The organism is Ruegeria sp. CDSC052, from assembly GCF_059610685.1.
Genome location: NZ_JBXWOB010000001.1, coordinates 155,615 through 169,349, shown reverse-complemented (window position 1 = coordinate 169,349; position 13,735 = coordinate 155,615). Strand labels below are relative to the sequence as shown.

The 13,735-nt window shown below is 56.7% G+C and carries 14 protein-coding genes; 3 read left to right on the top strand and 11 right to left on the bottom strand.

What is annotated here, in order from left to right:
• Positions 1–5 precede the first annotated feature (5 nt).
• Entirely contained in the window at positions 6–131 is a 126-nt protein-coding gene (locus AC2FIM_RS00890) for a hypothetical protein (protein WP_271946568.1), read from the top strand.
• Complete coding sequence (locus AC2FIM_RS00885; RefSeq protein WP_271946567.1) at positions 132–1,004, top strand: substrate-binding domain-containing protein; 873 nt, start codon at positions 132–134, stop codon at positions 1,002–1,004. It abuts the gene before it with no gap.
• A 2-nt stretch (positions 1,005–1,006) separates the two neighbouring features.
• Here AC2FIM_RS00885 and AC2FIM_RS00880 read toward each other — a convergent pair whose 3' ends face one another.
• From AC2FIM_RS00880 to AC2FIM_RS00840, 9 genes are all read right to left on the bottom strand, one after another.
• Positions 1,007–1,822: an ABC transporter substrate-binding protein gene (locus AC2FIM_RS00880; protein WP_271946565.1), complete on the bottom strand. Its 816-nt coding sequence runs from the start codon at positions 1,820–1,822 to the stop codon at positions 1,007–1,009.
• Positions 1,823–1,840: 18 nt separating this feature from the next.
• Entirely contained in the window at positions 1,841–2,575 is a 735-nt protein-coding gene (locus tag AC2FIM_RS00875) for an ATP-binding cassette domain-containing protein (protein WP_496731694.1), read from the bottom strand.
• Positions 2,568–3,281, bottom strand: a complete 714-nt coding sequence (locus tag AC2FIM_RS00870; protein WP_281994749.1) for an ABC transporter permease — start codon at positions 3,279–3,281, stop codon at positions 2,568–2,570. The genes AC2FIM_RS00875 and AC2FIM_RS00870 overlap by 8 nt, the downstream gene beginning before the upstream one ends.
• 153 nt (positions 3,282–3,434) lie before the next feature.
• Positions 3,435–4,424 carry an ABC transporter substrate-binding protein gene (locus tag AC2FIM_RS00865; protein ID WP_496731692.1) on the bottom strand — a complete coding sequence of 330 codons (990 nt, stop codon included), beginning with the start codon at positions 4,422–4,424 and terminating at the stop codon, positions 3,435–3,437.
• Between the two features lie 60 nt (positions 4,425–4,484).
• Entirely contained in the window at positions 4,485–5,330 is an 846-nt protein-coding gene (locus AC2FIM_RS00860; protein WP_496731690.1) for an ABC transporter permease, read from the bottom strand.
• On the bottom strand, positions 5,327–6,259 hold the full coding sequence (locus AC2FIM_RS00855) for an ABC transporter permease (RefSeq protein ID WP_142634380.1): 933 nt from the start codon (positions 6,257–6,259) through the stop codon (positions 5,327–5,329). The genes AC2FIM_RS00860 and AC2FIM_RS00855 overlap by 4 nt, the downstream gene beginning before the upstream one ends.
• Complete coding sequence (locus tag AC2FIM_RS00850; RefSeq protein WP_496677797.1) at positions 6,252–7,046, bottom strand: ABC transporter ATP-binding protein; 795 nt, start codon at positions 7,044–7,046, stop codon at positions 6,252–6,254. The genes AC2FIM_RS00855 and AC2FIM_RS00850 overlap by 8 nt, the downstream gene beginning before the upstream one ends.
• Before the next feature lie 54 nt (positions 7,047–7,100).
• Positions 7,101–8,555: a dihydropyrimidinase gene (gene hydA, locus AC2FIM_RS00845; RefSeq protein ID WP_281972255.1), complete on the bottom strand. Its 1,455-nt coding sequence runs from the start codon at positions 8,553–8,555 to the stop codon at positions 7,101–7,103.
• Between the two features lie 92 nt (positions 8,556–8,647).
• Positions 8,648–9,898, bottom strand: coding sequence for a Zn-dependent hydrolase (locus AC2FIM_RS00840; protein ID WP_142634386.1), 1,251 nt, complete (start codon positions 9,896–9,898; stop codon positions 8,648–8,650).
• Positions 9,899–10,067: 169 nt separating this feature from the next.
• Between AC2FIM_RS00840 and AC2FIM_RS00835 the strand changes: the two genes are divergently transcribed.
• Complete coding sequence (locus AC2FIM_RS00835; RefSeq protein WP_142634388.1) at positions 10,068–10,676, top strand: TetR family transcriptional regulator C-terminal domain-containing protein; 609 nt, start codon at positions 10,068–10,070, stop codon at positions 10,674–10,676.
• A 252-nt stretch (positions 10,677–10,928) separates the two neighbouring features.
• Here AC2FIM_RS00835 and preA read toward each other — a convergent pair whose 3' ends face one another.
• Entirely contained in the window at positions 10,929–12,233 is a 1,305-nt protein-coding gene (preA, locus tag AC2FIM_RS00830) for an NAD-dependent dihydropyrimidine dehydrogenase subunit PreA (RefSeq protein ID WP_281994752.1), read from the bottom strand.
• 45 nt (positions 12,234–12,278) lie between these two features.
• On the bottom strand, positions 12,279–13,613 hold the full coding sequence (locus AC2FIM_RS00825) for an NAD(P)-dependent oxidoreductase (protein WP_496677798.1): 1,335 nt from the start codon (positions 13,611–13,613) through the stop codon (positions 12,279–12,281).
• Between the last annotated feature and the right edge of the window lie 122 nt (positions 13,614–13,735).

Here is a 13,735-nt window from a genome sequence, read left to right as displayed (position 1 = left end):
TAAATATGAAAGCCTTTCTAGCCGCAGTTGCCACGATGGCTGTAATTGCCGTCGCTGCGCCGTTTGCCTTAGGCCAATTCGGATTCAGCGCAGCGAATGCCAGCGCGGGTTCGGCCGTGCGCCTCGACTGAATGTCAGAATACCTGACCACCAAAGAACTGGCGGACCTGCTGCGCATTGGCGAGCGTAAAGCCTATGACCTTGCCTCATCCGGCGAGGTCCCCTGTGTCCGTGCCATGGGCAAACTCTTGTTTCCAAGGGCCGAAGTCATTGCCTGGCTGAACGCATCGCGCAGCGGACCGCAGGTCGCAGAACCGTCGCTGCCGCCGATCGTGGCGGGCAGTCATGATCCGCTGTTGGATTGGGCTCTGCGGGAAAGCGGGTCGGGCCTGGCAACTTATTATGACGGCTCATTTGACGGCTTGAATCGCCTGAAAGAACGATCAGCGCAGGCTGCGGCGCTGCATATCCACGAGACAGACGGATTCAACACGCAATCTCTGCAGGACCATCTGGGAGAGGCGCCCGTCATTCTGTTCGAACTAGCAAAACGCCAGCGTGGGCTACTGATGGCCCCCGGTGTGACTGGGATATCGGACTTTTCTGACCTCAGGGGCCGTCGCGTTCTTCTTCGTCAGGACAGTGCCGCCAGTCAACGGTTGTTCGACACGCAACTGCAGGCGCACGGCCTGAACCGAGACGATCTGGATACCCTGCCGACCTGCGCACGTACCGAAGAAGAGCTGGCCATAGCCCTGCATGACAATAAAGCCGATGCCGGATTCGGCCTGGGTGCGCTTGCAGGGCTGTACAATCTGGGCTTTGCCCCGACCCATACCGAACGCCTGGACCTTGCTATCTGGAGGCGCGCCTATTTCGATGGCCCGATGCTTCGGTTGCTCGGCTTTGTGCAATCAGACCGCTTTGCCACCCGGGCAGAAGAATTCGGCGGGTATGACTTGTCGGATCTGGGAACCATCCATCACAATGGAGCCAGCGGCTGACCCTATTGGGCGTTGGGAAAGAACAGCTGCTGGCCGTCCAGCGTGTAAGATGCGATGGCCGCCTGCCCTTCGGGTCCGGTCAACCAGTCAATAAAGCGCTGCCCCGAGGCCGCCCGCACTTTGGGATGCTTGTCAGGGTTCACAAGAATAATCCCATATTGATTAAACAGGCGCGGATCGCCCTCAACCATAACCTCTAGGTTTCCCTTATTGCCAAAGCTCTGCCAAGTCGCGCGATCCGTCAGCGCATAAGCCCCCATCCCGCTGGCCACATTCAGTGTCGCCCCCATCCCGGATCCGGTTTCCCGGTACCAGGTGCCCGAGGCGCCGGTCGGGTCAATACCGGAGGTGGCCCAATGGCCCAGTTCCGCCTTATGCGTCCCGCTGTCATCCCCGCGAGAGGCGAAGGGCGCCTCGGCCTCAGCGACCGCAGTCAGCGCCGCGATAATGTCAGTCCCACCTTTCACTTTGGCGGGATCGGATTTTGGCCCTACAAGGACAAAATCATTGTACATCACGCCCGACCGCTCAACACCCCAACCATCTGCCACAAACTTCTCTTCGGCAGGTTTGGCGTGAACCAGCAAGACGTCCCCGTCACCGTTGATCGCATTGCGGATCGCCTGCCCTGTACCAACAGCCACCACGCGGACATCAATCCCGCTTTCGGCTTCAAAGCCTGGCAGGATATGGTCGAACAAGCCCGAATTCTGAGTCGACGTGGTTGATTGGACTACAATAAATGGTGTTTCGGTCAATGCGGCTGTAGTGTTCAGGCCAAGCGCGATTACTGCAGCCCCGACGAATTTGCGGATCATTTGAACTCCATATTCTGATTAGGTTACCAGACCACCGGCAACAAACCGGCGCGCGGCGTCACTTGTCGGGGCATCCAGAACTTGTTTGGCAGCACCGTGTTCGACCACGTGCCCGGCCTGCATCATGACGATATCCGCCGCCAGACGGCGTGCCTGACCGATATCGTGGGATACCATGACAATGCGCACCCCTCGGTTCGAAGCGCGCAAGATCATCCGTTCGATCATCTGCGTAGCACCGGGATCAAGCGAACTGGTTGGTTCGTCCAGGAACAAAGTCTCCGGGTCCAGCGCCAGCGCGCGCAGGATGGCCAGCCGTTGCGCCTCGCCCCCGGACAGCGATCTGGCGGACTGGCGCGCCTTACCCTCTAGCCCACCTTCGGCCAGCAATTCGTCGATCCGGGATTTGCGAGTTGCACGGGACATGCCCTGACGCTTTAGCACAAAATCAAGATTGGCTGACACGGACCGGCGCAACAGAACCGGTCTTTGAAACACCATCGCCTGTCGTGATTTGTGATACACATTCAGGGCAATCCCGTCCTGCTGAACCCTGCCGCTATCCGGGACGATAAGCCCGTGCAAACAGCGCAAAAGCAGGCTCTTGCCCGCTCCGTTCGGCCCAAGGATCAAAGTTGGTCCCAGCCCCTTCAGGGGTAGCTCTGGTACTTGAAGCAGTGTCTTTCCCTTGCGGGAAATCTGTAAACTGTGAACAGAAAGACATTTCACCATCTCGGGCACCAGATCACGCATGGCGCAACCCTTCCTTCTCGGCCCGCAGGCTAAGCGTGCTGACCATGGCGTTTACTGCGATGGCTATGGCAATCAGGATGGCCCCAAGCGCAAGCGCCAACGCCAAATTTCCCTTGGACGTTTCAAGGGCGATCGTCGTCGTCATCACCCGCGTGACGTGGTTGATATTGCCGCCAACGATAATAACCGCTCCAACTTCGGCAATCGCACGGCCAAACCCCGCCAGCAATGCCGTAACAAGAGACAGCCGCGCATCCCACAATAGCACCGGAATCGATGCCATCCGCGACAGGCCGAGTGAGCGGAGTTGCTCGGAATATTCCTCGGCCAGCATTTCGACCACTTGACGTGTCAGTGCGGCAACGATCGGGGTCACCAGAACGACCTGAGCAATAATCATAGCCGTCGGTGTGTAGAGCAATTCAAGGACCCCCAACGGGCCGGAACGCGACAGCATCAGATAGACCAGCAAACCTACCACAACCGGGGGCAAGCCCATCAAAGCATTCATCAAGACGATCAGAATCCGCCGCCCTGGAAAACGCGCAACGGCCAAAGCCGCGCCCATGGGCATCCCGATAACGGCAGAAATCAGAACGGCAAAAACAGAGACTTTCAGGGACAACAGAACAATCGCCCACAGCTCCGGATCCCAATGAAGGATCAAAGCAAGCGCAGACCTGAATTCTGTTGTAAAATCCTGCATTACCTACCTAATATCCCCCATGTTGAACAGTTTGCTATAATTTACAGGTAATTACTATGACAAACGCCCTACAAGTGCAGTTACATTTTCGACGCTTCCAACAAAAAACGCGGCCCCGTTTGGGACCGCGCCATATTCCATCGTGAACCTGACTCAGTTCAGTGCTGCATCCGAAATCTGATGCGTCCAGGCACCTTCGGGTTGTTTGGTGATAACGGGATCAGAACCACCGGCAAGCAGCGTCCCTACAGTGCGCTCAAAATCCGCCGGATCAAGCGATCCGTTTGAGCCCGCAGTCAGCTTGGCAATCTCACCCATCATACGTTTCTGATGCGCTTCGGTCTGGGCGCCAGTCGCGTCATTTTCAAGCACGATATCGGCCGCTTCATCTGGGTTCTCTTCGGCATATTTCCACCCCTTCATCGACGCCCGCACGAAACGTTCCATCTTGTCGACAAATGCCGCGTCGCTCAGGTTCTCTTCAAGAACGTACAGGCCGTCTTCCAGCGTCGCGACGCCCTGATCTTCGTATTTGAATGTGACCAGTTCGTCGGGGCTGACGCCGGAATCTATGACCTGCCAGTATTCGTTATAGGTCATGGTGCTGATGCAATCAGCCTGACGCTGCAGCAGCGGGTCGACATTAAAGCCCTGCTTCAAAACCTCGACGCCATTTTCGCTCTTGCCACCGGTATCAATGCCCAGCTGGCTCATCCAGCTCATGAAGGGGAATTCGTTGCCAAAGAACCAGACGCCCAGTGTCCGGTTCTTAAGGTCTTCTGGTGCGGAAATACCGGCATCTTTCCAGCAGGTCAGCATCATACCCGAGCTTTTGAAAGGCTGGGCAATATTCACCAGCGGCAGGCCCTTTTCGCGCGCGGCCAACGCAGCTGGCATCCACTCGACCGTCACGTCAGCGCCGCCACCGGCAATGACCTGTGTCGGCGCTATGTCCGGGCCGCCTGGCAGAATGGTGACATCAAGACCTTCTTCTTCGTAGAACCCTTTGTCTTTGGCCACGTAATAACCTGCGAACTGAGCTTGCGTGACCCATTTCAACTGCAATGTCACCTCATCCGCCGACCAGGCTGCACTGGCGGCCAGGCTAAAGGCGGCAATCGCCCCGCTGAGTATCTTTTTCATCTTCACATCTCCTAGTTTCAGTTGGCGCCCCATTTTTCATTTTTGGGGTCTGTTGAATTTTTATCCGCGCTGCGATGGGTGCCAGAAGGTCACCGCCTTTTCGATCATGGCCACCAGACCATAGAATGATGTCCCAGCCAGAGCCGCCACTACGATCTCGGCCCAGACCATATCCAGTGAGAGCTGCCCCACGCTGGTTGATATCCGAAACCCCATGCCAAGCGTCGGTGAGCCAAAGAACTCGGCCACGATAGCGCCGATCAATGCAAGGGTGGTGGATATCTTGAGACCATTGAAAACAAATGGCATCGCGGCAGGCAAGCGCAGCTTCAGAAAGCTCTGCCAATACGTGGCGGCATAAGTCTCCATCAGGTCACGCTGCATTGCTGTCGCCTCGCGCAGCCCGGCGACGGTGTTCACCAGCATTGGGAAAAAGACCATCACGACAACCACCGCCGCTTTGGAGTGCCAGTCGAACCCGAACCACATGACCAGAATCGGCGCGGTGCCAACAATCGGCAGAGCGGCCACGAAGTTGCCCACGGGCAAAAGCCCAAGGCGCAGAAAATCCCACCGGTCTACTGCAATCGCCATCAGGAAGGCCGCTCCACAGCCGATGATGTAACCTCTCAGCGCGCCCTTGATGATGGTTTGCACGAAATCCATCCAAAGCGTTGGCAAGCTGTCCCAGAACCGAATCCAGATAACCGATGGAGCGGGCAGAATGACCAAAGACACCTCAAGGCCGCGCACCAAAAGCTCCCAGATGATGATGATAGTCAGACCAAAGATCAGCGGAGCCAGAAACCGGACCATCCGCGTATCAGCATAGGGCCCGCTGGCCAAGCGGCTGTTCAACCACCATCCCAACAGCCACACACCGAGTGCGCCCAGAATTGGTATCATTGCGCAATCCCCATCCGTTTCAGGACCGACTTTTCAATCAGCCCCAGAAGCCCCACAAGACAGGCCGCCAGAATCGCCGCCGCAAACAGGGCCGACCAGATTTGCACGGTCTGACCATAATAGCTGCCTGCCAGCAGGCGCGCGCCCAGTCCCGCAACTGCCCCGGTGGGCAATTCCCCCACGATGGCCCCTACCAATGAAGCCGCAATGCCTATCTTCAGCGATGTGAACAGATACGGCATCGAGGCCGGCAAACGCAGCTTCCAGAACCCCTGCGCGTGGCTCGCGCTATAGGTACGCAGCAAATCCAGTTGCATCGCATCCGGGCTGCGCAAACCTTTGACCATGCCCACCACGACAGGAAAAAAGCTGAGATAGGCCGATATGACCGCCTTGGGGATGATCCCCTGCACACCAACGGAATATAGGACCACAATGATCATCGGGGCCAGAGCGATGATCGGGATGGTCTGGCTGACTATCGCCCAGGGCATGACCGACAGGTCCATGACCCGGCTATGTACGATCCCAACAGCCAGCAGAATTCCCAGGCCGGTGCCAATGGCAAAACCCAGTATCGTCGCACTCAGCGTCACCCAGCCGTGATAAACCAGCGAGCGCTTTGAGGTGATTTTCTTCTGAACTGTTGTCTTCCATATCTCAACGGCCACCTGATGCGGAGCGGGCAACCGCGGACGATCCTGTTCCCACGTGGCTGGAATGGCAAAGCTATTGTCCAGAACCAAGCTGAATTCGGACAGATCGCGACGATCTTTTGCCGAGGGTGGCTGAACTGTGGCCCCGGCCCGTTCTTGTTCGGTCAGAACGCCTTTGATATTCATCGGAATACAAGCGGCGTACCAAAAGGCTACTATGACGGCCAGTACCGTCAATACAGCCCAGAATGCCTTGAACCCGCTGCTATTCATCCGAATGCCCCGCGCGCAACCCTTCTCGCACCCTATGGGCAACTTCGATGAATTCCGGCGTGTCGCGAATATCGAGCGGCCGCTCTTTCGGCAACGGACTGTCGATCACGTCAGTGATCCGTCCGGGCCGAGGGCTCATTACAACGATCTTGGTGCTCAGATAGACGGCCTCAGGGATGGAATGGGTGACAAACCCAATGGTCTTTTCAGTCCGCGCCCAAAGCGCCAGAAGCTGCTCGTTCAGGTGATCGCGGACAATCTCATCCAACGCGCCAAAAGGTTCGTCCATAAGCAGGATATCCGCATCAAAGGCCAGCGCCCGTGCGATGCTGGCCCGTTGCTGCATTCCCCCCGACAACTGCCAGGGAAACTTTCCACCAAACCCTTCAAGATCAACAAGTTCCAAAACCTTGTTTACGCGTTCTTCCTGCTCGGCAGCTGTAAACCCCATGATTTCAAGCGGGAGCTTGATGTTCTTGGAAATGGTGCGCCAAGGGTACAGACCCGCGGCCTGAAATACATAACCATAGGCCCGTTTCCGCCGCGCTTCATCCGGGGTCATACTGTTGACGGTCAATGTCCCGCCAGTCGGTGTTTCCAACGCAGCGATGCACCGCAAAAAGGTGGTCTTACCACAGCCGGAAGGTCCGATGAAGCTGACGAATTCTCCCTTTTCGATGGTCAGGTTCACATCCTTCAGAGCGTGGACCGGCCCGTCATTGGTCTGAAAGGTCAGATCCAGTTGCCGCGCCTCGATTACAGGCGGTGCAGCGGTTTCAATATTCATTCCATCCCCTTGAACTTAAACCGTAATAAGACGTGATATCTGCCACATATTCTGTCATACACCGGTTGCTGGAATACCCGTGCGTACCACCGGTCGCGGCGCTGTCAGCTCTTTCCAAGTACTAAGCGCCTTGTTGACGGTTGTATTGGCCTCGCGTTCAACAAATTGGCCATGGCCTTCCTGAGTCCTGATCTCTCCGTCATGCACTGCAACCTGCCCACGGGTCAGAGTAAAGCGCGGCAAGCCTTTGACCTCTTTGCCCTCAAACACGTTGTAGTCGATCGAAGATTGCTGCGATTTCGCGCTGATCGTCTTGCCTTTCTCAGGATCCCACACCACCAAATCGGCATCGGCACCTACAAGAACTGCGCCCTTTTTTGGATAACAATTCAATATCTTGGCGATGTTTGTTGAAGTGACTGCCACAAATTCATTTGGCGTCAGCCGACCAGTGTTCACCCCATGAGTCCACAGCATCGGCATCCGGTCTTCCAACCCTCCGGTACCGTTCGGGATCTTGGTGAAATCCCCCACGCCAAAGCGTTTCTGATCCGTCGTAAAGGCGCAATGGTCGGTGGCCACGACACTCAACGAACCAGATTGTAATCCGTTCCACAGGCTATCCTGATGCTGCTTGTTTCGGAACGGAGGGCTCATGACCCGCCGCGCCGCGTGGTCCCAATCCTGGTTGAAATACTCGCTCTCATCCAAGGTCAGATGCTGGATCAAAGGTTCCCCCCACACCCGCTTGCCCTGCATCTTGGCACGCCGAATGGCCTCATGCGCCTCTTCGCACGAAGTGTGCACCACATACAGCGGCACTCCGGCCATATCCGCGATCATGATCGCGCGGTTGGTCGCTTCGCCCTCGACCTGCGGCGGACGGGAATAGGCATGTGCCTCGGGACCTGTATTGCCTTCGGCCAACAGCTTGGCGCTGAGCTCGGCAACAACATCGCCATTCTCGGCATGCACCATGGCCGTTCCACCCAGCTCGGCAAGACGCTTGAACGAAGCATACATTTCATCGTCATTGACCATCAACGCGCCCTTATAGGCCATGAAATGCTTGAACGTGTTGATGCCGCGTGTCTCGATCACCGTCTTGAGGTCATCAAACACCTGCTCGCCCCACCAGGTCACCGCCATGTGGAAAGAATAGTCGCAATTTGCACGTGTCGACTTGTTATCCCAGCGCTTGAGCGCATCCAACAGGCTTTCACCTGGGTTGGGCAGAGCGAAATCAACCACCATCGTGGTTCCTCCGGCCAATGCCGCCCGGGTTCCGCTCTCGAAATCATCGCTGGAATAGGTGCCCATGAACGGCATTTCCAAATGCGTATGCGGGTCGATCCCGCCAGGCATCACATAGCAGCCTGTCGCATCCAGTTCCGTATCACCTTTTAGGTCCGGCCCAATCTCGGTGATCACCCCATGCTCGACCCTCACATCCGCCTGGTAAGACAAATCCGCGGTTACGACGGTCCCGTTCTTGATAACAGTGCTCATATCAATCTCCCTGATGCGGTCTGCGCCGCTTGCTTCATCTGGCTACAAAAACCTCGGGGGAGTCGCCCAACGGGCGACGGGGGTAGAGCCCCCTATTCCACAATCCCAGCCGTCTCTACGACCGCATGAAACAGAACATCCGCCCCGGCGGCAGCCCAATCCTTGCTGATTTCTTCAGCTTCGTTATGGCTTAGCCCATCCACACAAGGGCACATCACCATCGCTGTTGGTGCAACCCGGTTGATCCAGCAGGCATCATGACCGGCGCCCGAAATGATATCTGTATGAGAATAACCCAACCGTTCAGCCGCATCGCGCACGGCTGCCACGCAGCCTTCATCAAATTGCACCGGATCAAATCCGCCGACCTTCTCGAATTCGATCTGTAGGCCCATCTCATCCACGATATCTTCGGCCGCTACGCGCAGACGATTTTCCATATCGGTGATCACGTCCAGATCGGGCGAACGGAGATCGACAGTAAACACAACTTTCCCCGGGATCACGTTACGCGAATTCGGAAACACATCAATATGCCCCGCCGCACCCACCGCGTGGGGCGCATGGGACCAAGCAATCTCGTCAACCTTTTCAAGGATACGCGCCATCGCCAATCCGGCATTCTTGCGCATCGGCATCGGCGTAGACCCGGTATGGGCGTCCTTTCCGGTAACTGTAATCTGGGTCCAGCTGAGACCCTGACCATGGGTGACAACGCCGATATCCTTCCCCTCGGCCTCAAGAATGGGGCCCTGTTCGATATGCAGCTCAAAAAAGGCGTGCATCTTTCGGGCGCCAACCTCTTCGTCACCGCGCCAGCCAATGCGGCTCAGCTCATCTCCGAACTTCTTAGCTTCGGCATCCTCACGGTCATAAGCCCAATCCTGCGTATGCATCCCGGCAAAAACCCCCGAGGACAGCATCGCAGGTGCATAGCGCGTGCCTTCTTCATTCGTCCAGTTGGTCGCGACGATTGGATGTTTGGTCTTGATCCCCAAATCATTGAGCGTGCGGATGATTTCCAACCCGCCCAATACACCCAGAACACCGTCATATTTGCCGCCTGTCGGCTGCGTATCCAGATGTGAACCCACATAGACCGGCAATGCCTCGGGGTCCGTGCCCTCTCGATGCGCAAACATATTGCCCATTTGGTCCAGCCCCATGGTGCACCCGGCCTCTTTGCACCATTTCTGAAACAGCGCGCGGCCTGCCGCATCTTCATCCGTCAGGGTCTGACGATTATTGCCCCCCGCAACACCCGGGCCAATCTTGGCCATCTCCATCAGGCTGTCCCACAACCTGTCGCCATTGATCCTGAGGTTCTGCGCCGGAGCTGCCATCCTAGTCTTCCCTGTTGCTTGCGATTTGCTCGCTTTTGGTGTCTTGATTTGACCATCTGGTCAAACTCACGCTATCACGGGTTCGACATCAGTCAAGAAATAGCAGAGCTCGGTGGGAATTTTTGGCATATTCCGCACTTGCGAGCCCAAAAATCAGACAGGCAAAGACATGTCCAAAGACCGCGCACCAACACGAATTCAGAAAAAAAACCGCGCTGCAATTCTAGAAGCCGCTTTGAACGTGTTTTCTGCCTACGGTTTCCGCGGTGCCACCGTCGACCAGATTGCTGCCGAGGCCGGGTTGAGCAAGCCGAATCTTCTATATTATTTCCCCTCAAAAGAAGCGATTCACACGGCCCTTCTATCTGGCCTTCTCGAGATTTGGCTGGCCCCTCTCCATGATCTCGACGCCGACGGGGACCCATTGGAAGAGATACGCGCTTATATCCATCGCAAACTGCAAATGAGCCGGGAACTTCCGCGCGAAAGCCGTCTGTTTGCCAATGAACTGGTCCAGGGTGCGCCACGCATACACGATGCATTGTCCAATGATCTCAAAACTTTGATGGATGAGAAGACCGCAATCCTTACGGCCTGGATGGAACAGGGTAAAATCGCGCGCCTCCACCCCTACCACCTTATTTTCTCCATCTGGGCTTTGACACAGCATTATGCGGATTTCGATGTCCAGGTTCGGGCCATTCTTGGCGACGAAGACCCGTATGAAGGTGCTGAACCGTTTATCGACACGCTCTACCGCAAATTGCTGGCGCCTTAGGTTTTCGTTAGCCGGAACCCGCTCACCCTGAGCCTAGGATGACGCTACTCTTTTCTTCCCTGTCCACACACAGGTGCCGTGGTAAGGCTTTCGTTGGGTGGGTAGAGCGAGAAGTGGGACATAAGGCGTTCCAAGACGAAGTGAGGAGGCGCGGATATCATCTGATCCGCACCGCCACCCAAAATGTCGCAAACTGCCACAACGCCCCCCAACGACATCCTGCTCTAAGAAAATTCGACGAATTTTCTTGGACTACTCGGCGGCTTTCGCCATTGGATTGTTGGGATGGGTTGTCCAGTTGCCATATTCGGGCTGCACTTCCTGTCCCGTGCGCGGGTCGATTTCGCCAGCGTCCATCGGCACCATGGAAATACATCCCTCGACCGGGCACACATCCACGCACAGGTTACAGGCCACACATTCGTCATCCATAACCTCGAATACGCGCTCTTCGGACATTGAAATGGCCTGGTGGCTGGTGTCTTCGCAGGCGGCATAGCAACGACCACACTTGATGCACTGATCCTGATCAATCTTGGCCTTGGCGACATAATTCAGGTTCAGATATTGCCAGTCGGTCACGTTCGGAACCGCAAGACCGACAATTTCCGAGACGTCCTGATACCCTTTTTCATCCATCCATTTCGACAGGCCCGCCGTCAGTTCGTCAATGATCTTGAACCCATAGGTCATCGCCGCCGTGCAGACCTGAACATTGCCGCAACCCAATGCCATAAACTCTGCTGCATCGCGCCAGGTGGTCACACCGCCAATACCCGAGATCGGCATTCCGTTCGTTGCCTGTCCACGCGAAATCTCGGACACCATCGACAGGGCAATCGGTTTCACCGCAGGGCCACAATAGCCGCCGTGGCTGCCTTTGCCGTCAATCGAGGGTTCAGGGCTGAAGCTATCCAGATTGACACTGGTAATCGAGTTAATCGTGTTGATCAGCGATACCGCATCCGCACCACCATTCTTTGCGGCTTCTGCCGGCTTGCGGATATCAGTGATATTCGGCGTCAGTTTCACGATGACCGGACGGTCATAGTATTTCTTGCACCAGCGCGTCACCATCTCGATATATTCCGGAACCTGCCCTACGGCCGCCCCCATCCCGCGCTCGCTCATCCCGTGTGGACAGCCAAAGTTCAGTTCGATCCCGTCGGCACCGGTTTCGGCAACACGCGGCAGGATAGCCTTCCAGGCTTCTTCTTCGCACGGCACCATGATCGAGGCGATCAGGGCGCGATCTGGATAATCAGCCTTAACCCGCGCCATTTCTTCAAGGTTTACCTCTAATGGGCGGTCTGTAATCAGCTCGATATTGTTCAGACCCAACAACCGACGGTCTGCGCCGTAGATCGCCCCATACCGCGGGCCATTAACATTGACGACCGGTGGACCTTCGGACCCGAGTGTTTTCCACACGACCCCCCCCCATCCGGCCTCAAAGGCACGGCGGACGTTATATTCCTTGTCCGTCGGCGGCGCAGATGCCAGCCAATATGGGTTGGGGCTTTCAATTCCCAGAAAGTTCGATTTCAAATCAGCCATTTATCCGGCCTCCCTGATGCTTGCAGGCATCTTGATCATTGAGTTTCACGCAATCAGACTTGCGTGGATATCCATCGCGGCATCGCGCCCCTCGGCCACTGCGGTCACGGTCAGGTCATCCCCGCCTGCGGCGCAGTCGCCTCCGGCCCAGACCGCTTGTACCGATGTGCGCCCGGCGCCCGTGACGGCGATCTTGTTCCCGTCCAACGTCAGCCCTTCGGGCGCTCCTTCCAGCGTCTGACCTATTGCCTTCAGCACCTGATCGGCAGGCAGGCGGGTTTTCTCGCCGGTGCCCTTCAACTGACCGTCATGGCTGGCAGTATACTCCAATTCGATCTCGGCGGCTGCCCCGTTGCCGTGTACGGCTATGGGCTGAACATTGGTCATGATCCTGACGCCGTGCGATGCGGCCAGATCCTGCTCATAGCGGCTGGCACCCATCGCCTCGCGTCCGCGCCGGTAGGCGATGGTGACGTTTTCCGCGCCCAGCAATTTCGACTTTACAGCTGCGTCAACCGCGGTCATGCCGCCTCCGATGACGACGACATTCCGCCCAACGGGCAGCTCAGCCAGATCGGCCGCCTGACGCACATCCGAGATAAAGTCGACCGCGTCGCGCACGCCGGTCAGATCCTCGCCGCCCGCCCGCAATGCATTCACACCTGTCAGACCGATGGACAGGAAAACCGCATCATAGTTGTCAACAAGGCCATCCAGCGACAGGCCCTCGCCCAGCACCGATCCGGTCTCGATGGTGATGCCGCCGATCCTCAGCAACCAATCGATCTCAGCCTGAGCGAAATCATTGGTCGATTTATAGGCGGCAATTCCATATTCATTCAGACCGCCGGGTTTTGGGCGGCTTTCGTGAATGACCACATCATGCCCCAGCATCGCCAGCCGATGCGCACAGGCCAGCCCTGCGGGCCCTGCCCCGATCACGGCCACCGTTTTGCCGGTGAATGCGGCGCGCTGGAACGGATGGTCGCCCGATGCCATAACGCTGTCAGTAGCAAACCGCTGCAAACGCCCGATCTCGACTGGCGATCCTTCGGCGGTTTCGCGTACGCAGACTTCCTCACACAGAGTTTCGGTCGGACAAACACGGGCGCACATGCCACCCAAGATATTCTGACCAAGGATGGTTTCACCCGCAGCTTCAGGCTGACCGGCCTGAATCTGGCGCATGAACAATGGAATATCAATGTCTGTCGGACAGGCCGTCACACACGGCGCGTCATAGCAGAAATAGCACCGATCCGCGGCCACTGCGGCCTCATGCGGGGCAAGTGGTGGATGCAGATCCGTGAAATTCGAGGTCAGTTCATCGCTGGAAAGCCTCCCGGAGACTATGCCGGGGACCATCTGGCCCTGTGCCATCGCTCTACTCCCTGTAGATATGTTGTTATGGCCTCAGCTTGGCACAATCTGATTTTTTATCAAATGGTAAATTTTGCCAAATGGTCAAAAAATGAATAACCAGGCCGAAACACCCGGTTTTT

What these genes read in the sequence shown, in the direction of transcription:
- AC2FIM_RS00885 (WP_271946567.1), top strand. Translation starts at nt 132, where the DNA reads ATGTCAGAATACCTGACCACCAAAGAACTGGCGGACCTGCTGCGCATT.
- AC2FIM_RS00850 (WP_496677797.1), bottom strand. Translation starts at nt 7,046, where the DNA reads ATGAATATTGAAACCGCTGCACCGCCTGTAATCGAGGCGCGGCAACTG.
- AC2FIM_RS00825 (WP_496677798.1), bottom strand. Translation starts at nt 13,613, where the DNA reads ATGGCACAGGGCCAGATGGTCCCCGGCATAGTCTCCGGGAGGCTTTCC.
- AC2FIM_RS00870 (WP_281994749.1), bottom strand. Translation starts at nt 3,281, where the DNA reads ATGCAGGATTTTACAACAGAATTCAGGTCTGCGCTTGCTTTGATCCTT.
- hydA (WP_281972255.1), bottom strand. Translation starts at nt 8,555, where the DNA reads ATGAGCACTGTTATCAAGAACGGGACCGTCGTAACCGCGGATTTGTCT.
- AC2FIM_RS00890 (WP_271946568.1), top strand. Translation starts at nt 6, where the DNA reads ATGAAAGCCTTTCTAGCCGCAGTTGCCACGATGGCTGTAATTGCCGTC.
- AC2FIM_RS00865 (WP_496731692.1), bottom strand. Translation starts at nt 4,424, where the DNA reads ATGAAAAAGATACTCAGCGGGGCGATTGCCGCCTTTAGCCTGGCCGCC.
- AC2FIM_RS00855 (WP_142634380.1), bottom strand. Translation starts at nt 6,259, where the DNA reads ATGAATAGCAGCGGGTTCAAGGCATTCTGGGCTGTATTGACGGTACTG.
- AC2FIM_RS00860 (WP_496731690.1), bottom strand. Translation starts at nt 5,330, where the DNA reads ATGATACCAATTCTGGGCGCACTCGGTGTGTGGCTGTTGGGATGGTGG.
- AC2FIM_RS00835 (WP_142634388.1), top strand. Translation starts at nt 10,068, where the DNA reads ATGTCCAAAGACCGCGCACCAACACGAATTCAGAAAAAAAACCGCGCT.
- preA (WP_281994752.1), bottom strand. Translation starts at nt 12,233, where the DNA reads ATGGCTGATTTGAAATCGAACTTTCTGGGAATTGAAAGCCCCAACCCA.
- AC2FIM_RS00840 (WP_142634386.1), bottom strand. Translation starts at nt 9,898, where the DNA reads ATGGCAGCTCCGGCGCAGAACCTCAGGATCAATGGCGACAGGTTGTGG.
- AC2FIM_RS00880 (WP_271946565.1), bottom strand. Translation starts at nt 1,822, where the DNA reads ATGATCCGCAAATTCGTCGGGGCTGCAGTAATCGCGCTTGGCCTGAAC.
- AC2FIM_RS00875 (WP_496731694.1), bottom strand. Translation starts at nt 2,575, where the DNA reads ATGCGTGATCTGGTGCCCGAGATGGTGAAATGTCTTTCTGTTCACAGT.